This is a genomic window from Streptomyces sp. NPDC098101 (assembly GCF_044760185.1).
Lineage (GTDB): Bacteria > Actinomycetota > Actinomycetes > Streptomycetales > Streptomycetaceae > Streptomyces.
On the sequence record NZ_JBIWAS010000004.1, the window covers coordinates 430,825 to 456,554 of the forward strand.

The 25,730-nt window shown below is 74.9% G+C and carries 16 protein-coding genes; 7 read left to right on the forward strand and 9 right to left on the reverse strand.

Annotation, left to right across the window (positions count from 1 at the left end; all coding sequences use genetic code 11):
- Positions 1-49: 49 nt before the first annotated feature.
- The 3 genes from ACIQVI_RS20520 (at position 50) to ACIQVI_RS20530 (ending at position 2,878) form a co-directional block, all read left to right on the forward strand.
- On the forward strand, positions 50-841 hold the full coding sequence (locus ACIQVI_RS20520; RefSeq protein ID WP_403597724.1) for a DUF817 domain-containing protein: 792 nt from the start codon (positions 50-52) through the stop codon (positions 839-841).
- Between the two features lie 217 nt (positions 842-1,058).
- On the forward strand, positions 1,059-1,262 hold the full coding sequence (locus tag ACIQVI_RS20525; protein ID WP_015031667.1) for a cold-shock protein: 204 nt from the start codon (positions 1,059-1,061) through the stop codon (positions 1,260-1,262).
- A gap of 212 nt (positions 1,263-1,474) precedes the next feature.
- Positions 1,475-2,878 (forward strand): DEAD/DEAH box helicase, encoded by a 1,404-nt coding sequence (locus tag ACIQVI_RS20530; protein WP_403597727.1) that lies wholly within the window; start codon positions 1,475-1,477, stop codon positions 2,876-2,878.
- Between the two features lie 18 nt (positions 2,879-2,896).
- Here ACIQVI_RS20530 and ACIQVI_RS20535 read toward each other — a convergent pair whose 3' ends face one another.
- Together ACIQVI_RS20535 and ACIQVI_RS20540 are read right to left on the reverse strand one after the other, a co-directional pair.
- Positions 2,897-3,406 (reverse strand): FxLYD domain-containing protein, encoded by a 510-nt coding sequence (locus tag ACIQVI_RS20535; protein WP_403597730.1) that lies wholly within the window; start codon positions 3,404-3,406, stop codon positions 2,897-2,899.
- A gap of 67 nt (positions 3,407-3,473) precedes the next feature.
- Positions 3,474-6,089, reverse strand: coding sequence for an MDR family MFS transporter (locus tag ACIQVI_RS20540; protein ID WP_403597733.1), 2,616 nt, complete (start codon positions 6,087-6,089; stop codon positions 3,474-3,476).
- Between ACIQVI_RS20540 and ACIQVI_RS20545 the strand changes: the two genes are divergently transcribed.
- A complete protein-coding gene (locus ACIQVI_RS20545; protein ID WP_403597736.1) occupies positions 6,055-6,891 on the forward strand; it encodes an NADPH-dependent F420 reductase in 837 nt (278 codons plus the stop codon). The two genes, ACIQVI_RS20540 and ACIQVI_RS20545, sit on opposite strands and share 35 nt — an antisense overlap.
- A gap of 326 nt (positions 6,892-7,217) precedes the next feature.
- Here the strand turns inward: ACIQVI_RS20545 and ACIQVI_RS20550 are convergent, their stop codons facing one another.
- The gene (locus ACIQVI_RS20550; protein ID WP_403597739.1) at positions 7,218-7,772 is read right to left on the reverse strand and encodes a hypothetical protein; all 555 of its coding nucleotides are present in this window, start codon (positions 7,770-7,772) and stop codon (positions 7,218-7,220) included.
- A 330-nt stretch (positions 7,773-8,102) separates the two neighbouring features.
- Here ACIQVI_RS20550 and ACIQVI_RS20555 point away from each other — a divergent pair, with 330 nt between their 5' ends.
- Positions 8,103-11,378, forward strand: a complete 3,276-nt coding sequence (locus ACIQVI_RS20555; RefSeq protein WP_403597742.1) for an AfsR/SARP family transcriptional regulator — start codon at positions 8,103-8,105, stop codon at positions 11,376-11,378.
- Positions 11,379-11,380: 2 nt separating this feature from the next.
- On the opposite strand, the gene ACIQVI_RS20560 is transcribed toward ACIQVI_RS20555, so the two are convergent.
- The 5 genes from ACIQVI_RS20560 to ACIQVI_RS20580 form a co-directional block, all read right to left on the reverse strand.
- Positions 11,381-13,342, reverse strand: a complete 1,962-nt coding sequence (locus ACIQVI_RS20560) for an ABC transporter permease (RefSeq protein ID WP_403597745.1) — start codon at positions 13,340-13,342, stop codon at positions 11,381-11,383.
- A 92-nt stretch (positions 13,343-13,434) separates the two neighbouring features.
- Positions 13,435-14,250: a molybdate ABC transporter substrate-binding protein gene (gene modA, locus ACIQVI_RS20565; protein ID WP_403597748.1), complete on the reverse strand. Its 816-nt coding sequence runs from the start codon at positions 14,248-14,250 to the stop codon at positions 13,435-13,437.
- A gap of 403 nt (positions 14,251-14,653) precedes the next feature.
- Positions 14,654-15,166, reverse strand: a complete 513-nt coding sequence (locus ACIQVI_RS20570) for a molybdopterin-dependent oxidoreductase (RefSeq protein WP_351970676.1) — start codon at positions 15,164-15,166, stop codon at positions 14,654-14,656.
- A gap of 132 nt (positions 15,167-15,298) precedes the next feature.
- A complete protein-coding gene (locus tag ACIQVI_RS20575; RefSeq protein ID WP_403597752.1) occupies positions 15,299-18,097 on the reverse strand; it encodes a molybdopterin-dependent oxidoreductase in 2,799 nt (932 codons plus the stop codon).
- Positions 18,094-18,930 (reverse strand): FAD binding domain-containing protein, encoded by an 837-nt coding sequence (locus ACIQVI_RS20580; protein ID WP_403597755.1) that lies wholly within the window; start codon positions 18,928-18,930, stop codon positions 18,094-18,096. The genes ACIQVI_RS20575 and ACIQVI_RS20580 overlap by 4 nt, the downstream gene beginning before the upstream one ends.
- Positions 18,931-19,308: 378 nt before the next feature.
- Between ACIQVI_RS20580 and ACIQVI_RS20585 the strand changes: the two genes are divergently transcribed.
- Positions 19,309-20,835 carry a PucR family transcriptional regulator gene (locus ACIQVI_RS20585; protein ID WP_403597759.1) on the forward strand — a complete coding sequence of 509 codons (1,527 nt, stop codon included), beginning with the start codon at positions 19,309-19,311 and terminating at the stop codon, positions 20,833-20,835.
- A 63-nt stretch (positions 20,836-20,898) separates the two neighbouring features.
- Here ACIQVI_RS20585 and ACIQVI_RS20590 read toward each other — a convergent pair whose 3' ends face one another.
- On the reverse strand, positions 20,899-21,297 hold the full coding sequence (locus tag ACIQVI_RS20590; protein WP_351970680.1) for a TOBE domain-containing protein: 399 nt from the start codon (positions 21,295-21,297) through the stop codon (positions 20,899-20,901).
- 231 nt (positions 21,298-21,528) lie between these two features.
- On the opposite strand from ACIQVI_RS20590, the gene ACIQVI_RS20595 reads away from it, so the two are divergent.
- A complete protein-coding gene (locus ACIQVI_RS20595) occupies positions 21,529-25,719 on the forward strand; it encodes a molybdopterin-dependent oxidoreductase (protein ID WP_403597762.1) in 4,191 nt (1,396 codons plus the stop codon).
- The last annotated feature ends 11 nt before the right edge of the window (positions 25,720-25,730 follow it).

Consider the following 25,730-nt stretch of genomic DNA (forward strand, 5'->3'; position numbering starts at 1 on the left):
GTTCCCGGGGCGGCGAACCGGAGGCCCGGTCACCGGCGTCCCTCCCGCCATGGAGACGTTCGTCCACGGGACACGCCAGCTGCTGCGCTTCGCGGTGCTCGAGGTGCGCTGCTGCGCCTTCGCCGTCGCGCTCGTCGGCGGGATCGCCGCCTCGACGCTGCTGCCCGAACCGCCGATCGCCCGCTACGACCTGCTCCTCCTGTACGGCATCGGGCTCACGCTCCTCGCGTGGCGGATCGGCTGGGACACCGGCCGGGACGTCGTCGTGATCGCCTGCTGCCACGCCATAGGCCTGCTCTTCGAGCTGGTCAAGGTGCGGATGGGCTCGTGGAGCTACCCGGAGGAGGCGCTGACCAAGTTCGGCGGCGTCCCCCTGTACGGCGGGTTCCTCTACGCGGCCGTGGGCAGTTACGTGTGCCGGGCCTGGCACCTGTTCGACCTGCGGCTCACGGGCTACCGGCCCCGGGTGACGGCGGTCCTCGCCGGCGCCGTGTACGTGAACTTCTTCAGCCACCACTGGCTGCCCGACGCGCGCTGGGCGCTGGCGGCGCTGCTGCTCGTCGCGACGGCGGGCACGTGGGTGCGGTTCCGGGTCGGGGCCCGGGACCACCGGATGCCGCTGGCCCTGTCGTTCGTCCTGATCGGCTTCTTCCTGTGGGTCGCGGAGAACGCGGCCACGTACGTCGGCGCCTGGAGCTATCCGCACCAGCTGGGCGGCTGGGAGCCCGTCCCCCTCTCCAAGTTCGGCGCGTGGGCGCTGCTGATCAGCGTGACCTTCGTGCTGGTGGCGGGCGGCGGGCGGGGCGGTGGCCGGAAATTTGTCCTCGACGCGCCCGGGTGAGAGATTTGTGGATTTCCCGCGCCGGAGCCGCCGACGTGCTACAGTCGATGCCAGTTGCAGTTGTGGTTCCCAAATACTTACAAGTGCCTTCGACGATTCGACATCGTCAGGCACTTGATTTGTTTTCGGTGCAGTTTCCGGACGGGGCAATCATCACGGCGACTCCGGGTTCCGCACAGTGCGGTTCCCAGGGCTACGCCCCGAAGGAGATATTGACATGGCCAATGGCACCGTGAAGTGGTTCAACTCGGAAAAGGGCTTCGGCTTCATCGAGCAGGAGGGTGGCGGCCCGGACGTGTTCGCCCACTACTCCAACATCGCCACCTCCGGCTTCCGTGAGCTCCAGGAAGGCCAGAAGGTGACCTTCGACGTCACGCAGGGCCAGAAGGGCCCGCAGGCGGAGAACATCCTCCCCGCCTGACGTTGACACGTCCGACGCGGCCGGTGTCCTCACCCGTGTGGTGAGGACACCGGCCCGTCGCGTTTTCCGGATTTCCCACGGACCGGAGACCGTTCGCCGCTCCCGCGGCGCGTCCGGATCCCTACGCACACGCCATTCGGTACGTCGCGGTGATTCACGGGTCCACGACCCGTCGTGAATTCCTCGGAGCGCACCGTTTCGAGGAAGGTCACATGAACAGCACACCCCGTACGGACGACGCCCGGAAGGACGAGAGCACATCGTCCTCGACACCGGTCGGCGGCTTCGCCGAGCTCGGCCTGCCGGCCGAGGTGCTCCGGGTGCTCGGCCGTCTGGGTGTCGACGAGCCGTTCCCGATCCAGGCCGCCACCCTGCCCGACGCCCTCGCGGGCCGCGACGTCCTCGGGCGCGGGCGGACCGGGTCCGGCAAGACGCTCGCCTTCGGCCTCCCGCTGCTCGTACGGACCGCCGGACGCCGGGCCGAGGCGCGCAGGCCGCTCGCCCTGGTCCTGGTGCCCACCCGGGAGCTGGCCCAGCAGGTCACCGACGCGCTCGCCCCGTACGCCGCCGCGCTGAAGCTGCGCCTGGCGACCGTGGTCGGCGGCATGTCGATCGGCCGGCAGGCGACCGCGCTGCGCGACGGGGCCGAGGTCCTGGTCGCGACGCCGGGCCGCCTCATGGACCTGGTGGAGCGCAAGGACTGCCGGCTCGAACGGGTGGCGGTCACCGTCCTCGACGAGGCCGACCAGATGGCCGACCTGGGCTTCATGCCGCAGGTCACCGAGCTCCTGGACCAGGTGCGCGCCGAGGGGCAGCGGATGCTGTTCTCCGCCACGCTCGACCAGAACGTCGACCTGCTCGTCGAGCGCTACCTCAGCGACCCGGTCGTGCACTCGGTCGACCCGTCGGCCGCCGCCGTCTCCACCATGGAGCACCACGTGCTCCACGTGCACGGCCCCGACAAGTTCGCCACCGCCACGGAGATCGCCGCCCGCGACGGGCGGGTGATCATGTTCCTGGACACCAAGCACGCCGTGGACCGCTTCACCAAGCACCTCCTCGGCAGCGGCGTACGGGCGGCGGCCCTGCACGGCGGCAAGTCCCAGCCGCTGCGGACCCGCACCCTGGACCGCTTCAGGACGGGCGAGGTGACGGTCCTGGTCGCCACCAACGTGGCGGCGCGCGGCATCCACGTCGACGCGCTCGACCTCGTCGTCAACGTCGATCCGCCGGCCGACGGCAAGGACTACCTGCACCGGGGCGGCCGCACCGCGCGCGCCGGCGAGTCCGGCGTCGTCGTCACCCTGGTCACCCCCGAGGAGCGCCGGGACGTGGCCCGCGTCATGGCCGACGCGGGCATCCGCCCCCACGTCACCCGGGTCCGCTCCGGCGAGGCCGAGCTGACCCGCATCACCGGCGCCCGCAAGCCCTCGGGCGTCCCGGTCGCCGGCAGCGCACCCACCCAGGAGGGCGCCAAGCGCGGTGGCGCCGCCTTCCGCGGCATCGGCACGGTCCCCGGCCGCCCGGGCCGCGCCAAGAACGAGTCCCGCCGCGCCGCCGAAGCCCGCCAGACGGCCGAGGCCCGCCGAGCGGCGAAGGTCCGCCGGGGCGGGTGACCCCGGCGGGGGCGGCGCTCAGGACGCGAGCCGGGTCACGTCCGTGATCCGGCACGTGATCTCGGAGGCGATCTGGTTCAGCCCCTGGGCCTTCACCTTCGCCTCCTGGCCCGGTGCCACGGCGCTGGACGAGACGACCGCCTCGTCCAGCCGCTTGTTCGACGCGTCGACGAACTCGACGTTCACGAAGTAGGTGCTGGCCTTGCTGGACCGGTTGGTGATCAGCAGTTCCGCGCTGGGCCACTTCGTGGACGGGTCCACCGCACAGGCCTCGATCTTCACGTCCCCCCTGGGTCCGTCCTCCTCCCGCGACTCCCGCACCGGGGACGGCGTTGTCGTGCGCTCCGGCTCGTCGTCCCCGCCCCCGGAGGCGAGCGTGAGGGCGAGGATCGCCACGATCAGGACGACCACGCCCAGACACGAGAACCCGATGACCTTCCCCGTCCTGCCCTTGCGGCGGGGAGGCGGCCCGCCCGGCGCACCGGGCGGCGGCTGTCCCCAGCCGGGTGGCGGTTCCTGATTCGACATGCGGCCAGCATCCGCTCGGCCCCACGGCCACGCACGCGGACTACTCCATACGGGTGAGACCCGCCGCTCAGCGCTCCGGAGTCCTCGTGGTGATCAGCGTGGCCGCGAGCAGGCTCGCCAGGAGCAGGAGGGCCGAGGTGCACCAGAAGGTGACGGAGTAGCTGTCGAGGACGGCGGTGTTGATCTGGGCGACGGAGTCGGAGAGGGCTTCCGGCAGGTTGTCCTGGGTGAGGGGGAAGCCGTTCTTCGCCGCCTCGACCAGGGGTTGCGGGATGTTCCGCTCCGGGCCGAGCCGGGCCGGGATCAGGGCGGCGAGGACGGTGCCGAGGAGCGGGAAGGCGATCCAGCCGCCGAGGTTGTGGGCCGTGAGGACCGTGGCCGCCGTGCCTCCGGCGTGGGACGGGACGGCCGTTCCGGTGGCGGTGGCGAGGAGCGGGCCCAGGGCGAGGCCGAGGCCGAGGCCGACGAGGAAGGTGGCGGGCAGGAGGAGCGGGAGGTACGAGGAGTCCGCGTCCAGACCGGTCAGGAGCGCCGTGCCGACCGCGGCGAGCAGCAGGCCCGGGGCGATCAGGTGGCGGGGCGGCAGCCGGTGCTGGAGGGGGCCCGCGACCAGGGTGGAGCCGAGGAGGACCGCGCCCGCCATGGGCAGCAGGAGGAGCCCGACGGCCCCGGGACCGCGGTACTGGACGCCCTGGAGGTACCGGAACAGGAGCAGGAACAGGGTGAGCGCGCCCGTCCCCGCGAAGAGCAGGACGAGCAGGGATCCCACGCGGTGGCGGTCCGCGAGGACGCGCGGGGCGACGAGCGGGCCGCCCGTCCGGGTCTGCCACCCCGCGAAGGCCAGGAGCAGGACCGTGCCCGCCACCAGCGGGACGACGGTCCACAGGTCGCTCCAGCCGCGACCGTCGGAGCCGTACGTCCCCTCGACCCGGTGGAGGCCGTAGACCAGGGCGAGCAGCGCGCCGGTGCCGAGCAGCACGCCCGGCGCGTCGAACCGCACGGAGGCGCGGTCCGGCCGGTCGTTCCACAGGCGGCTCGCGACGAGGGCCACTGCCGCGGCGAGCGGCACGGCGGCGTACAGGCTCCCCCGCCAGTCCAGGGCGTCGACCAGCAGCCCGGACGCGTACGTGCCGATCGCGAGGCCGCCGCCGACGGTCACGGCGTAGATCCCGAAGGCCCGGCCGCGCTCCCTCGGGTCGGTGAACCCGCCGCAGACCAGCGCGAGGGCCGCCGCGGAGAGCAGGGCGGCGAACACGCCCTGCAGGGCGTGGGCGACGACGAGCTGGACGGAGCCGCCCGCCGTGGCGCCGATCGCGCAGGCCCCGGCGAAGCCGATCGAGCCGACGGTCAGCACCCGCCCGCGCCCCAGGAGATCCGCGACGTGTCCGCCGAGGATCAGCAGTCCGCCGAACGCCAGCGCGTGGGCGAGGTACATCAGCCCCAGGTCGTTCACGGCGAGCCCCAGGTCGTGCCCGATGGCCGGCAGGGCCGAGTCGACGGTCGACGCGCCCACGACCACGAGGAGTTGCGCCAGTACCGCCGCCGTCAGGCCCCACCAGCGCCGGGGTGACGGCGCGGGCGCGTCGGCGGCGGTGGGAGCCGCCGACCAGGCGCCCGGCCGGGCTCCCGGCACCGCGCCCGGCACCGCTCCGACGGCGGGCCCGAAGCCCGGCGCGGGGGCCGCCGCCGGGGTCGTGGGCGCGTACGCGGGCGGGGCGGGGACCGGGCGGGGCACCGGGACCGGCCCGGCCGGGATCCTCGGATCCGGCACCACCGCCCGTATCTCCGGCGCGAAGTCCAGCAACTGGGCCGCACGACGTCCGAGTTGGGCCAGGACGGAGCCGGGAAGCCACTCCTCGTCCCGGTCCGGCACCGTGCGGGCGGCGACCTCGGCGGGTGTGGGCCGCCGCGCCGGGTCCTTGTCCAGGCAGGCGCGGACGAGGTCGACGAGCGACTCCGGCACGCCCGTCAGGTCCGCCTCCTCCTCCGCGATCCGGAAGAGGTGCGCGTTGAGCCCGGTCTCCGTGGCACCGAAGAGCAGCCGCCCGGTGGCCGCGTACACGAGGACGGCGCCGAGGCAGAACACGTCGCTGGCGGGGGTGAGTTCGAGCCCGCGCACCTGCTCCGGCGACATGAAGCCGGGCGAGCCGATCAGCATCCCGGTGCGGGTGTGCAGGCTGTCCCCGGCGAGGCTGTCCATGGCCCGCGCGATGCCGAAGTCGATGACGCGCGGCCCGTCGACCGTCACCAGGACGTTGGACGGCTTCAGGTCGCGGTGGATCAGACCGGCGCCGTGCACCGACCCCAGGGCCACGGCGAGCCGGTGGGCCAGGACGCGGACCGAGTGCTCGGGCAGCGGCCCGAAGTCCCGGGCGACGACGGTGGTCAGGTCCGGGCCCGCGATGTACTGGGTCGCCACCCACGGCACCGGCGCCTCGGTGTCGGCGTCCAGCACGGCCGCCGTCCACTCCCCTCCCACCCGGCGGGCGGCCGCCACCTCGCGCGCGAACCGGCGGCGGAACTCGGGGTGCCGGGCGTGCTCGGCCTGCACCACCTTCACCGCGACCGTCCGCCCGGCCTCCGACCGGCCGAGGTACACCAGGCCCATGCCGCCCGCGCCCAGCCGGGCGACGATGCGGTACGGGCCGATGGCGGCCGGGTCCTCGGACATCAGCTGTTCCACGGAAGAAACCTCCGGGTCGTGGCGTTCTTCTTCACCGACGGGGGGTTCACGGCGCTCACCGGCGCCCCTCCGGACGAACCCGGGACACGCTACCGGGCCGCTCCGGATCCGCCCCCACCGCGCTCACGAAGGACGTGTCATGAAGATCGGCATCATCGGCGCCGGCAACATCGGCGGCAACCTCACCCGTCGTCTCGCGGCCCTCGGCCACGACGTGTCCGTGGCCAACTCCCGCGGCCCCGAGACGCTCGGCGCGCTCGCCGAGGAGACCGGGGCCACCCCGGTCCCCGTCGGCGAGGCCGCCCGCGACGCGGAACTGGTCGTCGTGACCATCCCCCTGAAGAACGTCCCCGACCTGCCCGGCGACGTCCTCTCCGGCGCGGCCGAGGGCTTCGTCGTCCTCGACACCAACAACTACTACCCCCGGGAGCGCGACGGCCGGATCGCCGCCATCGAGGACGAGGGCCTGACCGAGAGCCGGTGGACGGAGAAGCACCTGGGCCATCCCGTCGTCAAGGCGTTCAACGGCACCTACGCCCAGGACATCCTCGACCGGCCGCGCCCGGCCGGGGACCCCGAGCGGATCGCCCTGCCGGTCGCCGGTGACGACGAGGCCGCCAAGGACACCGTCCGCGCCCTCATCGACGAGCTCGGCTTCGACACGGTCGACGCAGGCGGCATCGACGACTCCTGGCGGCAGCAGCCCGACACCCCCGTGTACGGGCTGCGCGGGGGCGTGGACGCCGTGACGAAGGCCCTCGCCGAGGCCTCCCCCGAGCGCCCCGCCGCCTTCCGGGGCTGAGCGCGCGGCACCGCGCCCGGCCCGGCGGACCGCACGGTCCCGGGCCGGGCCGCTCACGCCTCCCCCGGGGCGCAGGACATCCCGCGGGCCTCGTGGCACGCCGTCGCCGCCGACGAGGGAGGGCGTGACGACGATCCGGCCGTTCGCGCGGGCTGACTCGCCCGCGTGCAGGCCGAGTTCCGTGGCGCCCCCGGAGACGGAGGTCGCGGGGGTACGGGGTGCGGTCGGCGTCAAGCATGGCGCGTACCAGGGCCACGGCGGGCGCTCCATCGGTCTTTCTCCTTACTTCACGCCGGCCGGACCCGGTGCGCGGTGCGGTACGCGATTCAGTGCGCGGCGCGTTCGCCGGACGGGTCGGCGACCACGATCCGCACGTGCGGGGGCGCGTACGAGCGCGCCTTGCGGACCATTTTGGCCAGATCGAACTTGGCGCGCGGGACGGCGACATGGACCGGTGCGGGCATCGCCGGGTGTGGCGGGGGCACGTCCGCGCCCGCCGGCGGGGTCGCTCCGGTCCTCAGCCGCGCGCCGATCAACGTCTCCCGCCCGCCCGGCGGTTCGGCCACGACGAACTGGGTGACGTCGCTCCACGGAAGCAGCGTGGTGCCGAACCGGGCGCCGGCCGCGTCGAACTGGAACGCCGTGCGCCGGTTCTCGTACCAGGCGATGACGAAGGGGACCGCCGCGACGATGACGACGCCGCCCTTCATGTCGAGCGCCCAGCCGAGCAGCAGGGCGAGGGCGACCACGCCCACGATCGCGCCCCACAGGCCCGCCTGGTCCCGGGCGGAGAAGGGGTGGGCGACGCGGTAGCGCTCCCAGCGGCCGCCGCGGCGGGTGGGCCGTGCGCCGGACGCGTCCGGGGACGGGGACGGGGACATGGGAGGGCCTCTCTCGACAGTTCGGCGGTGGGGCGGTGCGGCGGGGGACGGTTCTGCGGGGGGGTGCGGCGGAAGCGGGAGCGGGTCGCGTTCGCGATCCGTACCGTCACGGCGGTCCGGTCCCGCGACGGCCGCGGGGCGGCAGCCGACACTGCCGCCCCGCCCTGTGCGTCGTCACCCGGCACCTCCGCCCCCCGTCGATGCGTGGGCGCCCGACACAACTCGGCCAACCCTGGGGCACCGCGTTGCAAGGGCGATGAAATCCTGTTGAAGCAAGGACCTTGAAGAACTGCGCGGGCACGGGGCGCACGGAAGACACGGGGACGCGAAGTGGACGAGCGGGCAACGGGGCCGGGCGGAGCCCCTGCCGGTGCGGGGGAACGCCTGCGGATCGACCTGCTCGGATCCGTCCGGGCCCGGCGCGGCGGGACGCGGATCGCCCTCGGACCGGTGCGCAGGCAGGCGGTCCTCGCCGCCCTGGTGCTGCGCGCGCCGGCCTTCGTGACGTACGAGCGGCTCCTCGACGACGTCTGGGGCGCCGAGCCGCCCGGGACCGGCCACCGGGTCCTGCCGAGCTACGTCTACGCGCTGCGCAAGGCGCTCGACGCGCCGGACGCCGGGCCCGGCGGGTCGGTGATCCTCGGCGGGCGCGGCGGCTACCGCTTCGTGCCCGAGGGGGCCGGGACCGACCTCGCCGAACTCGCCGAACGGACCGCCCACGCCCGGCGGGCGAAGGCCGCGGGCGACCTCGACGCGGCGCTCGACCACGGCGGCCGGGCCCTGGAACTGCTCCACGGCGAGCCCCTGCCGGGACTGCCGGGGCCCCTCGCCGGGAGCGAGCGGCAGCGCCTCGCCCGGCAGCGGCGCGCGCTCCTCCAGGACCGGGCGGAGTGCCTCGTCCTGCTCGGGCGGCACGCGGAGGCCCTGGACGGGCTCATGGCGGCGCCGCCGGACCCGCCGCACGACGAGCCGCTCGCCGCCCTGCGGATGCGCGCGCTGTACGGCACCGGCCGGCAGGCCGAGGCCCTGGCCGTCTACGGGGAGACGCGCCGCCTGCTCCTCGACGAGCTGGGCGTGGAGCCGGGCGAGGAACTGCGCCGGGTGCACCAGGCCGTCCTGCGGCGGGACGACCGGCTCCTGCTCGGCGGGGCGGACGAGGGCCCGTCCGGGGAGCGGGGCCGGGTCGGCGCGGGTTCCGGTGGTGGAGAACGGCCCGCCGTCGGGGGCGAGTCCGGGCACGACGGCGCGCCCCGCCCCCTCGGCGGTACGGACGGCACGGACCGTACAGGCGGCTCGGACGGTACGGGCGGCTCGGACGTCGAGCACCACCTCGGCGACGGCTCCGCCCCCTCCGGTTTCCCCCGCCCCCGGAACGAGGAGCGCCCCGGCCGTCCCCGTCACCCCGACCGGCCCCGCCGCCCCCTCCGGCACCGCAACGAACTCCCGGGCGACACCGCCTGTCTGATCGGGCGCGAGGCGGAACTCGCCCTGCTCACCGCTCCGGTGGCCCCGGGGGCGGTGTCCGTCATGACCGTCGACGGTACGGCGGGGGTCGGCAAGACGGCCCTGGTGGTGCGCGCCGCCTGGGCGCTGGCCGACGCCCACCCCGACGGCTGCCTGTTCGTGGACCTGCACGCGCACGGCGCCGCCCACGAGGCCGTCGACCCGCGGCGGGCCCTGCGGCGGCTGCTTCGCGCGGTCCGCGACCGGGGCCACGGGGTCCCCGACGAGCCGCGGGACAACCAGGACGGGGACGGCCCGGACGACCTGACGGAGCTGGTCGCGGCCTGGCGGGCCGCCACGAGCGGGCTGCGGCTGCTGCTCGTCGTGGACGACGCCCGCAGCGCCGAGCAGGTGCGTCCGCTGCTGCCCGCCGGGCCCGGGAGCCGGGTCCTCGTCGCGGGCCGGCAGCGCCTGCCGGGGCTCGACGCCGACGTGCGGCTCACCGTGGAGCCCCTGGACACGGGGGTCGCGGTCGGGCTGCTCCGCGAGCTCCTCGGCACGGACCGGGCGGACCGCGAGCCCGAGGCGGCCCGCGAACTCGCCCGCCGCTGCGGCGGACTGCCGCTGGCGCTGCGCATCGCGAGCGCCCGGCTGCAGAACCGCCCGTCGTGGACCCTGGCCTTCCTGGCCGGGCGGATGTCCGACGACGCGCGGGGCCTCGGTGAGCTGCGGGCCGAGGACCGCAGCGTGGAGGCCGCCTTCCGGCTGTCGTACGACCAGCTCGCCCCGGGGCTGCGGCGCGGTTTCCGGGCGGTGGGCCTGGCCCCGACGGCCCGGTTCGACGACCTCGTGCTCGCCGTCATGCTGGGCCGCTCCCGGCGGCACGCCGAGGAGGTCCTGGAGGACCTGGTCGACGCGAGCCTGGTCCAGCAGCCGCACCCCGGCCGGTACCGGCTGCACGATCTCGTACGGGCCCACGCGCGGCAGCTCGCCGGGGAGGCGCCCGAGGAGGCCGCGGCGGACCGGGACGCGGTCCTGCGGCTCTACACGGCCGCCGGGCGGCTCGCCGCCGACTGGGGTCCTGACGCCTTCCCCACCGGGCCCGAGGACGCCGGCGACGCTCCGTTCGCCGACTGGCGGGAGGCGTCCGCGTGGCTGGGCGCGGCGGGCGGGGAGCTGGTCGACGTGGTGGCGTACGCGGTCGCCGCCGGGGAGTTCGACCACGCCTGCTGGATCGCCGAGGCGCTGGTCGACCACCTGCTCGGGCAGGGCCAGCACCACGAGTGCCGGGCCGCCCTGGAGCTCGCCCTGTCCTGTGCGGACCGGTCGTCGGATCTGCGGATGCCCGCCGCGCTGCGCAACTGCATGGGGTTCCTCGACGTGCACCGGGGGCGGTTCCGGCAGGCGCACTCCTGGTTCGCGGACGCGCTGCGGCACGACTCCGGCCACGGCGATCCCCGGGACGGCGTCCGGGCCGTCGCCGGCCTGGGGGTCACGGAGTGGACGCTGGGCCGCGTCGAGGAGGGCACGGCCCTGCTGGAGGAGGCGGTGGAGCGGGCGGCCGGGCTCGGCGACGACTGGCTGGCCGGGGTCGTGCACTGCAACCTGGGCGCGATCCAGCATCGGCGGGGGCGGTACGAGGAGGCCCTGGAGCTCTACGGCACGGCCCTCGCGCTCGCCGAGAAGAGCGGCCGGCCCCGTCCGGTCGCCAGCAGTCTGTGCTTCGTCGCCGAGGCGCAGCTGGCCCTGGGGCGGACGGCGGAGGCCGTCGGGCTGCTGCGGCGGGCGGCCGATCTGGCCCGCGAGGCCGAGGACCCGCCGCTGCGGGCGGCGACGCTCTCCCGGCTCGCCGCCGCCGAGCACGCCCGGGGCCGTCTGGGCCCGGCCGTCGACACCCACCACGAGGCTCTGTCCGCGCTGACCCGGCACACCAGCACGTGGCTGGAGATGCAGGTCCGCGTCCGGCTGGGCGGCACCTACGCGGCCGCGGGGCGGCACGCCGAGGCCCGCCGGGAGTTCGAGGCCGTCCTCGCCCTGCCCGGCGCCGACAGCCACCCGCACGAGTACGGCCTGGCCCGCGACGGGCTGGCCGGTGCCACGCCGCCGGTCCCGGTCCCGGCTCCGGCTCCGGCTCCGGCTCCGGCTCCGGGGGAAGGTGCCTGACGTCAGAGGGGCACGATCGTCGTCTCGGTCGCCTTGAGGCCGGTCCAGACCGGCACCCCGTCCGCCAGGCCGAGTTCGGCGGCGGCCTGCGGGGTGATCTCGGCGACGAGGTCGGGGGCGTCCGGGGAGGTGACGAGGACCCGGAGCCTGCTGCCGCTGGCGGTGATCTCCCGTACGGTGCCGGGCCAGACGTTGCGGGGGCTGCCCGCGGGCCTCTCGCGGTGCAGGGACACCGCCTCGGGCGCGACGATCGCGAGCGCCGGGGTGCCGGGCGGCGGGGGTTCGGCGGCGACCAGGGTGCCGCCGCCGTCGAGCGCGAGGCCGTCCGGGGTGGCCGTGCCGGGCCAGGCGTTGCGGCCGAGCATCCGGGCGACCCAGGGGGACCGGGGATGGCGGGTGACCTCGGCGGGGGTGTCGTCCTGGAGGGTGCGGCCGTCCTGGAGGACGAGGACGCGGTCGGCGAGGGAGACGGCCTCGACCGGGTCGTGGGTGACGATGAGGCAGACGCCGCCGAAGCCGGCGAGGTGGGTGCGCAGGGTGTGCCGGACGTGCGCCCGGGTGGTCTGGTCGAGGGCGGCGAGGGGTTCGTCGAGGACGAGCAGCCGGGGGCGGGCGGCGAGCGCCCGGGCGAGGGCGACCCGCTGGGCCTGGCCGCCGGAGAGCTGCGCGGGCTTCCGGTGTCCCAGGTGGCCGACGCCGAGCCGGTCGAGCCAGGCCTGTGCCTCGCGGCGGGCCCCGGCCCGGGCGACGCCCTGGGCGCGCAGGCCGTAGGCGGTGTTGGCGAGGGCCGACAGGTGCGGGAAGAGCGCGCCGTCCTGCGGCACCCACGCGACGTGGCGGCGGTGCGGGGGCAGCGCGGTGACGTCCTCGTCGCCGAGCCGGAGGTCCGCGTGGGCGCGGGGGGTGAGGCCGAGCAGGGCGCGGAGCAGGGTGGTCTTGCCGGCGCCGTTGGGGCCGACGACGGCGATGGTGGTGCCGGGTCCGGCGTCCAGGGTGAGCCGGGTGAAGCCGGTGACGTCGGCGTGCAGCGCCCACCGGCCGCCGGGGGCGCCTCCGTCCGGCGGCTCCGCCGCGACGGGTTCCGCCACGGCCGGTCCCGCCGTCGCCGGCTCCTCGACGGGAGCGGGTCGGCGCCTCCGGTCCGCCGGGGTGCCGGTCCAGCGGCCGCGCAGGGCGATGAGGACCGCCATCGCGATGGCGAGGAGCAGGAGGGAGACGGAGGTGGCGGCGCCGGGTTCCTCCTGGAGCAGGAGGTAGACCTGGAGCGGCAGGGTCTGGGTGGTGCCGGGCAGGTTCCCGGCGAAGGTGATCGTGGCGCCGAACTCGCCGAGGGCCCGCGCCCAGGTGAGGGCCGCGCCGGCGAGGATCCCGGGCGCCACCATCGGGAGCGTGACGGTGAAGAAGACGCGGACCGGCGAGGCCCCGAGGGAGGCCGCCGTCTCCTCGTACCGGGGCCGGAGCCCGCCGAGGGCGCCCTCCAGGCTGATCACCAGGAAGGGCATCGCGACGAAGGTGGCGGCGACCACCGCGCCGGAGGTGTGGAACGGCAGGGTGAGGCCGAAGGTGTCCTCCAGCCACGGCCCGAGCAGTCCGCGCCGGCCGAAGGCCAGGAGCAGCGCGACGCCGCCGACGGTCGGCGGCAGGACCATCGGCAGCAGGACGAGCGAGCGGACGAGCGCCTTGCCCGGGAAGGGGACGCGCGCGAGGAGCCAGGCCAGGGGGACGCCGAGGAGCAGCGAGAGGCCGAGCGCCCAGAAGGAGACGAGGAGCGACAGCCGCAGCGCCTCGACGGTCCCCGGTGCCGTCAGGTGGCCGGCGAGACCGCCCCACTCGGTCCGTACGAGGATGCCGGCCAGGGGCAGTGACAGGAAGGCCACGGCCGCCAGCGCGGGCAGCGCGAGGGCGAGGGGCGGCCGGGGGGTCCCGGGGCGCCTCGCCGAGACGCGGGTGCCTGCTCGTTTCATCGTTCGGTCCCGGAGAGGTGGAGGCGTGGAGCGGAGGGGCTGCCCGTTCCCCCGTACGGGCAGCCCCTCCCGATCGTGGACGATCCCGTACGTTACGGCTTCTGGAAGCCGGCGTCCTGGAGGATCTTCTGCCCCTCGGGCGAGGACAGCCAGGCGACGAACGCGGCGGCGGCCTCGGCGTTCTTGGAGTCCTTCAGGATGGCCGCGGGGTACTGGGCGACGGCGTTCTGGTCGTCGGGGATCTCGACGGCGTCGACCTTGTCCTTCGCGCTCTCGGCGTCGGTCTTGTAGACGAGTCCGGCATCGGCCTCGCCCAGTTCGACCTTGCTGAGCACGGCGCGCACGTTGGGCTCCTGGGAGACCGGCTTCACCGTGATCTTCTGCTTGTCGAGGATCTGCTTGCTGTACTTGCCGGCGGGGACCTCGGGGGCCGCGAGGACGACCTTGAGCTTGGTGTCGGCGAGGTCCTTCAGGTCGTCGACCTTGTGCGGGTTGCCCTCGCCGGTGGCGATGACGAGGCGGTTCTTCGCGATGACCGCCGGGGTGCCGGTGTCGGCCTTCACCTTGTCCATGCTCTTGGTGTCGGCGGTCACCAGGACGTCGGCGGGCGCGCCCTGGGAGACCTGGGCGACGAGTTCCTGCGAACCGGCGAACGAGAAGGTCAGCTCCGTACCGGGGTGGGACTTCTCGTACGCGGCGCCGGCCGTCTTGAACACGTCGGTGAGGGAGGCGGCGGCGAGCACGGTGAGCTTCGCCGCGGGGGCGCCGCTCGCGGAGCCGGAAGCGGTGGCCGTGGAGCCGCCGGTGTCCTTCTCGCCGCCGTCGCTCGAACAGGCGGCGAGCGGCACGAGCAGGGCGGCGGTGAGCACGGCGGCGGCGGTACGGCGCCCGGCGGGGGTGAGGGACATGGGGATCGGGACTCCTTGGGAACGAACGGAAGGTGCGTGGACGGGCCGGCCGCGCCGACGGCCGAGGTGTTCGGGTACTGCGTGGTTCCGGAGCTGTCTGGTTCCGGTGCCGTGCGGTTCCGGAGCTGTGGTTCCGTACTGCGTGGTGTCCGGTGCCGTGTGGTTCCGGTGCCGTGTGAGGGGCGGTCAGGTGCGGTCGGTGCGCACGCCGGCCGGCCGCGCGCGGGCGGTGGCCCGCGTGCCGGTTCCCGGTGCCCGTTCCCGCGCGACGCGCCCGGTGGTACGGGGCTGCATGTGCGACACGTTAGGCCTCGTTCCCTCTCATCTGCAACAAACTGGTGGGTCTCTCCATCGCGGATGAGAGGCTGGTCGTAGGAATCGACGAGGGGCGGCGTCCCCGGTCTCAGGTTCCGGACGGGAGGACTCCGGCGAGCCGGGCGGGGCCGATCCAGATGCCGGTGACGGCGCTGACGTAGCGGGCGCCGCAGCGGTCGGACGGGACGACGAGCTGCGGGCCGTCCCCGTCGAGGTCCCGGTCGTCCATCCGGGTCGCGAGCAGGACGGGGGCGTCGCCGAAGTCCGCGTCGATCTCCGCCCACGACAGGAGCGCGTGGTGCCCGTCGCCGCCGCTGACGGCGAGCAGGAAGCGGGAGCGCTCCTTGCGGCGGGCGGGGTCGAAGCGGGGGCGCGCCGCGGCGACGACCTCCCGGAGGAGGGGCCCGGCGAAGGTGTGGCGCCGCGGTCCGTCGGTGGCGCAGTCGAAGACGACCTCGGCCCGGTGCTGCTCACCGCCCCGGCGCAGGTCGGCGACGGCGAGCGTGACGGGGCGGGCCACGTCCCCCCACAGGGCGAAGGATCCGGCGGGTACGGGCGGGGCGGCGGGCGTCGGGCGGGGTGCGGTGTTCGGTCGGCTCATCGTCGGTCCCCTCGCGGCGGTCGGTGCTGCGGCTGCGCGCAGTGATACCCGGCCGCCGGAGCGGGGAACCGTGATTGCCACCCGGATCCCGCTCGTACCGCCGCATCTGTGAGCTTTCTACGAGGCTTCGCCTCATGGGTGCCCGTCCTTCCCGCCGACGTTCCGGGCCCGGCGGTCGAGGGCGAGCCAGACGCGGTCGCGGGTCAGCGGCAGTTCGGTGAAGCGGATGCCCGTGGCGTCCCGCAGGGCGTTGGCGAAGGCGGGGGCGACCGGGTTGAAGGGGCTCTCGCTCATCGACTTGGCGCCGAGCGGGCCGATGGCGTCGGTCGTCTCGCTGAAGTGGACCTCGGTGCGGGGCACGTCGGCGTACTGGGGAAGGCGGTAGCGGCGGAACGCGGCCGTGGTGACCTCGCCGCGTTCGTCGACGCGGACGGTCTCGAAGAGGGTGGCGCCGAGGGCCTGGGCGACCCCGCCCTCGACCTGGCCCCGGCACTGCATCGGGTTCATGACCTTGCCGGCGTCGGCGGCGTGGACGCTGCGCAGGACGCGGATCTCCCCGGAGTCCGGGTCGACGGCGATCCGGAACCACTGGGCGTTGAAGGCGACCGAGCGCGGCGAGCCGCCCCAGTGCCCGTCCGCCGCCAGCTCCCCGGCTGCGCCGAGCGCGTGCCCCGCCTCGTACAGCTCCTTCAGGGTCACCGTACGGCCCGCGCAGTCGACGGACTCGGCGCCGAGCACGCACAGGTGCCGGGCGACGCCGGTGTGCCGGGCGGCGAGGGTGCGCAGCCGTTCGGCGAGCGAGGTGGCGGCGAGGAGGACGGCCTTGCCGGCGACGACGGTGCCGGCGGAGCCGAAGGCGCCGGTGTCGTGGCGCACGACGTCGGTGTCGGACTGGCGGACGGCGGTCCGGTCCTCGGTGGTGTTCAGGGCGCCGACGGTGATCTGCTGGTGGACGGTGGTGGTGCCGTTGCCGAACTCGGCCGTGCCGACCGCGATGTCGTACGTGCCGTCCTCCAGGAGGGAGACGCGGGCGTCGGCGTAGTGGCCGCCGGGCGGTCCGGTGGCGATCATCGCCAGGCCCGTGCCCTGGCCCACGAGCCAGCCCTCGGGGGCGTCCTCGGCGCTGCGGTCCCCGGCGAGGGCGTTCCGCACGACGGAGAGGCACTGGTCGAGTCCGTACGAGGCGATGTGGAGGTCCTCCTCCTCGCCGATCGGGCTGTGCATCCCCTCCCCCGGGCCGATGACGTTCTTCTCGCGGAAGACGAGCGGGTCCATGCCGAGCCTGCGGGCCAGTTCGTCCATCACCGACTCGACGGCGAAGGTGACCTGGCCGAGGCCGTAGCCGCGGAAGGCGCCGGCCGGGACGACGTTGGTGTAGACCGAGTAGGCGTCGACCTTCTTGTGCGGGGCGCGGTAGACGGCGAAGGACTCGCCGACGCTGTGGAACATCACCGCCGGGCCGTGGTTGCCGTACGCGCCGGTGTTGGCCACCACCCGCATCCGTACGGCGGTGAGGGTGCCGTCCTTCCGCGCGCCGGCCTTGATCCGGACGGTGAAGGGGTGGCGGGTGGTGGCGCCGTGGAACTGCTCGGCGCGGGTGTACTCCAGCTTCACGGGCCGCCGCAGCTTGAGGGCGGCGAGGGTGACGATGTCCTCGGTGAGCATCTCCTGCTTGCCGCCGAAGCCGCCGCCGACCCGGCCCGCGACCACCCGCACCCCGTCCTCCGGCAGGCCGTACAGCGCGCACAGGGCCCGCCGGGTCAGGAACGGGGTCTGGGTGGAGGAGCGGACGGTGAGCCGCTCGCCCGTGCCGTCCTCCTTCGGCTCGAAGAAGGCGACGCAGCCGTGCGTCTCCAGGCTGGCGTGCTGCACCCGCTGGGTCCGGAAGGTCTCCTCGTACACGACGTCCGCCTCGGCGAAGCCGTCCTCGACGGAGCCGATCTCGCCGTGGACCTCGCCCGCGACGTTGTCCGCGACCCGGGCGATGCGCTCCCGCGGCCCCTTGCCCGCGTGGACGACGGGCGCGCCGGGGCGCATGGCCTCCTCCGGGTCGATCACGTACGGCAGTTCCCCGTACGTCACCTCGATCCGGCGGCAGCCCTCCTCTGCGGCCCGCTCGCTGTCGGCGACGACGGCGGCGACCCGCTGGCCGACGTACCGGACGACGTCGTCCAGGACGCGGGTGTCGTCGGGGTCCTCGGTGGGGTGTTCGTGGCGGGCGCTGGAGTACAGGGTGGCGGGGGCGTCCTCGTGGGTGAGGACGGCGTGCACGCCGGGGACGCGGAGCGCGGCGGAGGTGTCGACGGCGAGGATCCGCGCGTGCGGGTGCGGGGAGCGCAGCAGCTTCATGTGCAGCAGGCCGGGGACCTCGACGTCGAAGGTGTAGCGGGCGGTGCCGGTGACGACCCCGGGGCCGGCGGGGGCACGGACGTTGCGGCCCACCGCCTCTCCCGCGCGGGGCCGTTCGGTGTGCTTCACGCCCCGTACGGCGTCCTCGATCGCCCGGTAGCCGGTGCAGCGGCAGATGTTGCCCTTGAAGGCGCGGGGCAGGTCGTCGAGCTTGCCGTCGTCGTGCGGGGTGTCCCGCTCGGCCTCCAGGGCGGCGGTCGTCATGAGGAACCCGGCGGTGCAGAAGCCGCACTGGTAGCCCTGCGCGTCGAGGAACCTCTCCTGTACGGGGTGGAGTGCGCCGTCCGGGGAGGCGAGCCCCTCGACCGTGGTGACGGAGCGGCCCTCCGCCCGCACGGCGGGGTAGAGGCAACTGTGCACGGGTTCGCCGTCGACGTGGACCGTGCAGGCCCCGCAGTCGCCCGCGTCGCACCCCTTCTTCACGCCGAACCAGCCGCGCTCGCGGAGGTAGGTGCGCAGGCACTGGCCGGCGCGCGGCTCGATGCCGGACGGGCGTCCGTTGACGTGGAGTTCGAAGCTCATCGGTCGTCCTTCCGGCGGTCCCGGGTCAGCTCGTCGCGGACCTCCTCGGCGAGGCGCAGGCCCATGTGGCGGCGCCACTCGGGCAGTCCGTGGATGTCGTCGAACCAGTCCTCGTCCCGTACGGCGGTCTCGATCGCGGACCGGAGGCCCGCGCGCGTGGGCGGCAGCGGGAACCAGAACCGGAACGGGCGGGTGGTGGCGGCGGTCACCGTGACCGCCAGCGAGCCGTCCACCGGGTCGAGCGCGCCGATCACCAGCGCGCCGGACCGGCCGAGCCCGTACAGCGAGGCCTGCCGGAAGGCCGTACGGCACCCCAGTGCGCGTCCGGGCAGCGTCACCGAGCGCAGCAGTTCGCCCTCCGCGAGGTCCTTGAGGCCCGCGCCCCGAATGAATGCGGCCACCTTCACCTCGCGCGTGGAGCCGTCCTGCGCCCGGAGGAGGCAGCTGCCGTCGAGGGCGGCGGCGAGCGAGATCATCGGTCCGGCCGGGAGGGCGTTGCACAGGTTCCCGCCGACGGTGGCCGTGTTCCAGATCTTGAAGGAGGCGAGGAAGGCCCGGCAGCACTGCTCGAAGAGCGGGGCGGCGGGGGCGTCGAGGAGGCGCCGTCCGAAGCGGGACAGCTGGGTGATCGTGCAGGTCGCGGCGATCTCCAGCGAGCCGTCCGCGTGGCGGGTGAGCGGCTCCCAGCCCATCCGGCCCAGGTCGACGAGGCGGCGCAGGTGGGGCTGGGGCTCGGAGAACAGATAGGTCCCGCCGCCCAGCCACGCGTCGCCGGGGCGCCAGGGCTCGGCGCGGCGCGCGTCCCTCACGTCCGTGATCGTGTTCAGATCCATCCCACCCCTGCCTCCTGTGCTGCCGCGTCCCGGCTGCCGTCTTGAGGGCGCCTGGTCTTGAGGGCGCCTCGCCCCGAGGGCCTTGCCCTGAGGGCCTTGTCTTGCGGGCCTTGCCCTGAGGGCCTTGTTTTCGAGACGGCGCCGCCCGGCTTTCGGCCGTTCCGTTCAAGCCGGTTCGTTCAGGCCAGTGAAGCCCGGCGGAGCCCCCCGGCACGACTGGACGCGAACCCGGAAATCGTCCGTCTCCCGGACCCCCGCGCTGGATGATCCACCAGGAGGCGTTCTCCGTCCGGAGCCGGGCATCTACGATGCAGCGACCCGCATTCGCCTCGTGAATGTGAGGGCGGGCCCGTCCCGCGACCGCGCAAGGAGCCTCGTATGCACGTCGACCACCTCCTCCGACTCGACCGTCTGGACCTCTCCCTCGTCTGGGGCGACGAGACGCTGCTCGGCCAGGAGATCGCCGGGGTCACCGCGACCGATCTGGAGGACCCGACGCGTTTCCTCCAGCCGGGCGAGGTCGTGCTCAGCGGGCTCGTGTGGTGGAGCCGGGACGACGCACCGGCCAAGACCGACCGTTTCGTGTCCGCCCTGCGACGGGCGGGGGCGGTGGCGCTGCTCGCAGGCGAGGAGACCCACGGGCACGTGCCGCGCGAGCTGGTCGACGCGTGCCGCAGGCACCGCGTCGCCCTCGTCTCCGTGCCCCCGCACACCAGCTTCCGGGCCGTCACCGAAGCCGTCTACCTGCGCCAGTGGGGCGAGCTCGGCCGGCACGCCCCCGGCGGCCACCACGCCCTGCCGGAGAACGTCCGCCGGGACCTCGACCGCGCCCTGGAGGGCGGCGCGACGACCGGCGAACTGCTCGACCGGGCCTTCGCCCACCTCGGCGCGCCCGTCTGCCACCTGCTCACCGCCACCGGCCGGACCGTCGCCCGCACCGGCGACGCCGCCCGCCTCTCCGCCCGGGAGGCCGCGGAAGCGCTGCGCGACGGGCGGGGGACGACGCTGCGCGTCGAGGCCGAGGGCACGGACTTCGACACCTGGCACCTGCACCTGCCGGAGGAGGGGCGGGTGCCCCCGAGGGTCCTCCAGGAGATATCCGAGCTCCTCGGCCGGCACCGGCGCGGCCGGGACCGGCACCGGGCGGCGCGCGACCTCGCCGCCGCCCGGCTCGTGGAGGCCGTCGGCGCCCTGCGCGCCGACACCGACCGACTGCGGGGCGCGCTGGACTCCTGCGGCCTGGCGGACCGGGCCGCGTACACGGTGGTCGCCGCGGCCCTGGAGCCGGACGGGGACGCCGGTGCCGACGGCGTCGCCGCCCTCGCCGAGGCGCTCGGCCACCTGCCGTCCGCCGCGTTCGCCGCCGCCCGGGGCGCCGACGGCGAGACGGTGGCCGTCGTCGCCCACGAGGGGAGCGCGGCGGACGCGGTGGAGGAGGGCCTGCGCGCGGCGTGGCCGCTGGTCCGGGACTGCCGGCCGGAGAGCGCCTGGCGGGTCGGTCTGAGCCTGCCCGTCACCGACCCCACGTCGCTGAACACCGCGCTGGCGCAGGCCCGTTACGCCCTCGCGGCGGTCCCCGCCGCGCCGCCCCGGGTCGCCGGGCTCCGCGATCTCGGCGGGCTGGCCCTGCTCCTCGCCGGTGTCCCCTCCGGCGTACGGGAGGTCTACCGCGCGACGGTCCTCGGCCCCCTGCTGGGCGCCGGGCGGGGGTCGGGCGCCATGCTCCTGGAGACCCTGGAGGTGTTCCTGGCGCACGACTGCTCCTGGGCGAGGACCGCCGAGGCGCTGCACATCCACGTCAACACGGTGCACTACCGCGTCGAGCGCATCGAGACCCTCACCGGCCGGGACCTGTCCCGGCTCGACGACCGGGTGGACCTGCGCGCCGCCCTCCTCTGCCGCTGACCCGGATCCGGCCGGGACCGTTCGCGGCGGGGGTCGGGTCAGGTCGGGTCGGGTCAGGTCAGGTCAGGTCAGGTCGATGTGGACACTGGTCGACTTCACCCGGGCGGTGACCGTGGCCCCGACGTCGAGCCCCAGTTCCTCGACCGCCTCGCGGGTCACCAGGGACACCAGCCGGTGCGGTCCCGCCTGCACCTCCACCTGGGCGGCCACGTCGTCGGTCCGCACCCCGGTCACGATGCCCACGAAGGAGTTCCGCACGGAGGTCGCCACCCCGTCCTCGGGGACAGCGTGCAGCCCGGCGCCCCGCTCCCGGGCGAAGGCGGCCAGGGCCTCGCCCCCGATCGACCGCCGGCCGGACCCGTCGCGCTCCACGGCCAGCCTGCCCCCGTCCGCCCACCGGCGAACGGTCTCCGAACTCACTCCGAGCAGCCGCGCGGCCTGCCCCATGCTGTACGACGGCATCCCCGCACTCTAGGGCCTGTCCTGCCGACCGGGCCGGGCGGGCGCGGCCGGGGCAGCCCCCGCGACCGGGGAGAATGGCGTACCGGCGCGGTGCTCACGGCGCTCCGCCCCCCGTGGTGCGTCCGGTGTAACGCCCCGTGCGCGAGGGGCGTGATCGTCCGGAAACCGGGACTTCCTACGGTCGTGGCCGTGGGAGACCTCCCGTCCGGGAGGCGATGAGGAGGGGTGCCGATGGAGCCGGAGGGCGGGACTTCGCGGACGGTCTGCTCGTACTGCGGGGTCGGCTGCGGCATCGTCCTCGATGTCGCGCGCGACCCGGCGACCGGGCTGCGGCGGATCGTGAAGGCGTCCGGCGACAAGGCGCACCCGGCCAACTCCGGGCGGCTGTGCACGAAGGGGGCCACGAGCGCCGACATGATGGCGGCTCCGGGCCGGCTCGGGAAGGCGCTGGTGCGGGCGGAGCGCGGGGGCGAGCCGGTCGAGACGGACGTCGACGCCGCCGTCACCGGGGTCGCGGGGCGGCTGCGCGCGATCCTGGACGAGCACGGGCCCGACGCGCTGTCCTTCTACGTCTCCGGGCAGATGTCCCTGGAGGCGCAGTACCTGGCGAACAAACTGGCCAAGGGCTTCGTCCGCACCCATCAGATCGAGTCGAACTCGCGGCTGTGCATGGCGTCGGCCGGCTCCGGCTACAAGCTGTCGCTCGGCGCGGACGGGCCGCCCGGCTCGTACGGGGACTTCGACCACGCGGATGTGTTCCTCGTGATCGGCTCCAACATGGCGGACTGCCATCCGATCCTCTTCCTGCGGATGATGGACCGGGTGAAGTCGGCCGGGGCGAAGCTGATCGTCGTGGACCCCCGGCGCAACGCCACCGCCGACAAGGCGGACCTCTTCCTGCCGGTCGGGCCGGGCACCGACCTCGCCCTGCTCAACGGGCTGCTGCACCTGCTCGTGGAGAACGGGCACGTCGACAGCGAGTTCGTCGCGGAGTTCACGGAGGGCTGGGAGGACATGCCCGCCTTCCTCGCCGACTACCCGCCCGCGAAGGTCGCCGGGATCACCGGCGTCCCCGAGGCCGACCTCCGGGAGGCCGCGCGGTGGATCGGCGAGGCCGGCGCCTGGACGAGCTGCTGGACGATGGGGCTCAACCAGTCGACGCACGGCACCTGGAACACCAACGCGCTCGTCAACCTGCACCTCGCCACCGGCGCGATCTGCCGCCCGGGCGCCGGCCCCTTCTCGCTGACGGGGCAGCCCAACGCCATGGGCGGCCGGGAGATGGGCTACATGGGGCCGGGGCTGCCCGGCCAGCGGTCGGTGCTCGTGGACGCCGACCGGGCCTTCGTCGAGGAGCTGTGGAACGTCCCCGGGGGGACGCTGCGGACCGAGGCGGGGCGCGGCACGGTGGAGATGTTCGAGCGGATGGCGGCCGGGGACATCAAGGCCTGCTGGATCATCTGCACCAACCCGGTCGCCTCGGTCGCCAACCGCAGGACCGTCATCGACGCCCTGGAGGCCGCCGAACTGGTCGTCACCCAGGACGTGTTCGCCGAGACCGAGACCAACGCGTACGCGGACGTGGTGCTGCCCGCCACGCTGTGGGCGGAGTCCGACGGCGTCATGGTCAACTCCGAGCGGAACCTCACCCTCGTCCAGGGGGTCGTGGACCCGCCCGGGCAGGCCCTGCCCGACTGGCGGCTGATCGCCCGGGTCGCCTGCGCGATGGGCTTCGCCGACGGCTTCACGTACGACTCGGCGGAGGAGGTCTTCGAGGAGCTGAAGCGGGCGTGGAACCCGCAGACCGGCTGGGACCTGCGCGGCGTGACGTACGACAGGCTGCGCGCCGCTCCCGTCCAGTGGCCAGCCCCGACTCCCGACGGGCCCGACCGCAATCCGGTCCGGTACGTGAACGACGGCGTCAGCCAGACGCTCCTGGAGCGCGAGGACGGCACCCGGCCCCGGCTGGTCTTCCCGACGGCGAGCGGACGCGCCCGGTTCTTCGCGCGCCCGCACCTCCCGGCGGCCGAACTGCCCGACGACGCGTATCCGTTCGTCCTGAACACCGGGCGCCTCCAGCACCAGTGGCACACGATGACCAAGACCGGCAAGGTCGCCAGGCTCGGGAAGCTCAACCCCGGCCCGTTCGTCGAGATCCACCCCGAGGACGCGGCGGCCCTCGGCGTCGCCGAGGGCGACGGCGTGGAGATCGCCTCGCGGCGCGGGCGGGCCGTCCTTCCCGCCGTGGTCACCGACCGGGTCCGGCCCGGGAACTGCTTCGCCCCGTTCCACTGGAACGACCTGTTCGGCGAGTACCTGAGCATCAACGCCGTCACCAACGACGCCGTCGATCCGATCTCCTTCCAGCCCGAATTCAAGGTGTGCGCGGTGACCCTCGCGAAGACGACCGCTCCCGTGCCCGTCGCCCGCCCGGAGCGGGAGCCGGAACCCGGGCAGGAGACGAATCCGGGACGGCGGCCGAAGCCTGATCAGGGCCCGGGCGGAGGGGCCGTGCCCGCGCTCGCCGCCCTGTTCGGCGTCGGGGACCTCACCCCTCCCCCGTTCACCGAGCCGGAGCGCCGCTACCTGGCGGGCTTCCTCTCCGGGCTCGCCGGAGCGCCCGCCGACGGCCGCGTGCCGGTGCTCCCGGCGTCCGCGCCCTTCGCGCCGGAGCACGGCCTCTGGGTCGACGGGGTCCTGGCCGGGACGTTCTCGCGGGCCGGAGCACCGGCGCCGCTCCCGCCCGGCGCGCCGGAGCGGGACGGGGCGGGGACCGTCCCCGCGCGCCGTCTGCTGCTCCTGTGGGCCTCCCAGACCGGTACGGCCGAGGAGTTCGCCGCCGGTGCCGCCGGGCTGCTGGCCGAGGCCGGGCACGCCCCGGCCCTGCTGCCGATGGAGAGCGCCGACCTCGGGGGGATCGGTCCCGACGCGGACCTGCTGGTGGTGACCAGTACGTTCGGGGACGGCGACGCCCCGGACAACGGGGCGTCCTTCTGGCGGACGCTGGCCTCCCCCGAGGCGCCCCGGCTCGACGGCGTCCGCTTCGCGGTCCTGGCCTTCGGCGACTCCGGCTACGCCGACTTCTGCGGGCACGGGCGGCGGGTGGACGAGCGCCTCGCCGAACTCGGCGCCACCCGCCTCCATCCCCGTACCGACTGCGAACCCGACCACGAGGAGAGCTCGGCGGCCTGGCTGGCGGCGCTCCTGCCGCTGCTCGCCGCCCCGGCTCCGGCCCCCGCTCCCGCCTCCGCCTCCGCCTCCGCGGGGCGGGTCGGCGCCTCGGGTGCGGTGCGGTCCGGGGAGTACACGAAGGCCTCGCCGTTCCCCACGCTCCTCGTCGGCAACCGGCTCCTGAGCCTGCCCGGTTCGCAGAAGGAGGTGCGGCGGTTCGCCTTCGACACGCGCGACGGTGAGCTCGCGTACGAGGCGGGCGACGCGCTGGGGGTGTGGCCGGTGAACGGCGGCGGACCGGTCGCCGAGTGGCTCGCGCTCACGGGGCTCGACCCCGACGAGCCGGTCGACGCGGGCGACGCCGGGCCCCTGCCGCTCGCCGAGGCGCTGCGGACCCGGCTCGACATCACGCACGTCACCCCGGACCTGCTGAGGTTCGTGGCCGAGCGGTCCGGGAGCCACGACCTCAAGCGGCTGCTGCGCCCCGGCAACAAGGACGAGTTGGCGAAGTGGGGGTGGGGGCTCCAGCCGGCCGACGTGATCGGGGGCTTCCCCGTCCGCGCCTCCGCCGCCGAGTGGACCGGCGTGCTGAAGCGCCTCCAGCCGCGCCTGTACTCGATCTCCTCCAGCCCGCTGGCCCACCCGGGCGAGGTCCGGCTCACCGTCTCCGTGGTGCGCTACACCAACGACCGGGGCCGGGACCGCACCGGGGTGTGCTCGGCCTATCTCGCCGACCACGCGGACGACGGCCCCGTCCAGGTCTTCGTGCGGCGCTCCCCGCACTTCCGGCCGCCGGCCGACCCGGCCGCGCCCCTGATCATGGTCGGTCCCGGGACGGGCGTGGCCCCCTTCGTCGGCTTCCTGGAGGACCGCCTGGCCCGGGGCCACACCGGTCGCAACTGGCTGTTCTTCGGCGAGCAGCGCGAGGCCACCGACTTCTACTACCGCGAGGAACTGGAGGCCCATCTCGCCTCCGGCCACCTCCACCGGCTCGACACCGCCTTCTCCCGCGACCGGCGCAACAAGGTCTACGTCCAGGACCGGATGCGCGAACACGGCTCCGTCCTCTGGTCCTGGCTGCGGGACGGCGCCCACTTCCACGTCTGCGGCGACGCCGCCCGCATGGCCAAGGACGTCGACCACACCCTGCGCGAACTCGTCGCCCACCACGGCCGGATGGGCGACGAGGAGGCGGCGGCCTACGTGGAACGAATGGCGGCGGACCGGCGGTACGTGCGCGACGTGTACTGACGCGGGGCGGG

Excerpts from the sequence above, each read along its gene's own strand:
- ACIQVI_RS20520 (WP_403597724.1), top strand. The coding sequence starts at position 50 with ATGGAGACGTTCGTCCACGGGACACGCCAGCTGCTGCGCTTCGCGGTG.
- ACIQVI_RS20525 (WP_015031667.1), top strand. The coding sequence starts at position 1,059 with ATGGCCAATGGCACCGTGAAGTGGTTCAACTCGGAAAAGGGCTTCGGC.
- ACIQVI_RS20530 (WP_403597727.1), top strand. The coding sequence starts at position 1,475 with ATGAACAGCACACCCCGTACGGACGACGCCCGGAAGGACGAGAGCACA.
- ACIQVI_RS20535 (WP_403597730.1), bottom strand. The coding sequence starts at position 3,406 with ATGTCGAATCAGGAACCGCCACCCGGCTGGGGACAGCCGCCGCCCGGT.
- ACIQVI_RS20545 (WP_403597736.1), top strand. The coding sequence starts at position 6,055 with ATGGCGGCCGGGTCCTCGGACATCAGCTGTTCCACGGAAGAAACCTCC.
- ACIQVI_RS20550 (WP_403597739.1), bottom strand. The coding sequence starts at position 7,772 with ATGTCCCCGTCCCCGTCCCCGGACGCGTCCGGCGCACGGCCCACCCGC.
- ACIQVI_RS20560 (WP_403597745.1), bottom strand. The coding sequence starts at position 13,342 with ATGAAACGAGCAGGCACCCGCGTCTCGGCGAGGCGCCCCGGGACCCCC.
- modA (WP_403597748.1), bottom strand. The coding sequence starts at position 14,250 with ATGTCCCTCACCCCCGCCGGGCGCCGTACCGCCGCCGCCGTGCTCACC.
- ACIQVI_RS20570 (WP_351970676.1), bottom strand. The coding sequence starts at position 15,166 with ATGAGCCGACCGAACACCGCACCCCGCCCGACGCCCGCCGCCCCGCCC.
- ACIQVI_RS20575 (WP_403597752.1), bottom strand. The coding sequence starts at position 18,097 with ATGAGCTTCGAACTCCACGTCAACGGACGCCCGTCCGGCATCGAGCCG.
- ACIQVI_RS20580 (WP_403597755.1), bottom strand. The coding sequence starts at position 18,930 with ATGGATCTGAACACGATCACGGACGTGAGGGACGCGCGCCGCGCCGAG.
- ACIQVI_RS20585 (WP_403597759.1), top strand. The coding sequence starts at position 19,309 with ATGCACGTCGACCACCTCCTCCGACTCGACCGTCTGGACCTCTCCCTC.
- ACIQVI_RS20590 (WP_351970680.1), bottom strand. The coding sequence starts at position 21,297 with ATGCCGTCGTACAGCATGGGGCAGGCCGCGCGGCTGCTCGGAGTGAGT.
- ACIQVI_RS20595 (WP_403597762.1), top strand. The coding sequence starts at position 21,529 with ATGGAGCCGGAGGGCGGGACTTCGCGGACGGTCTGCTCGTACTGCGGG.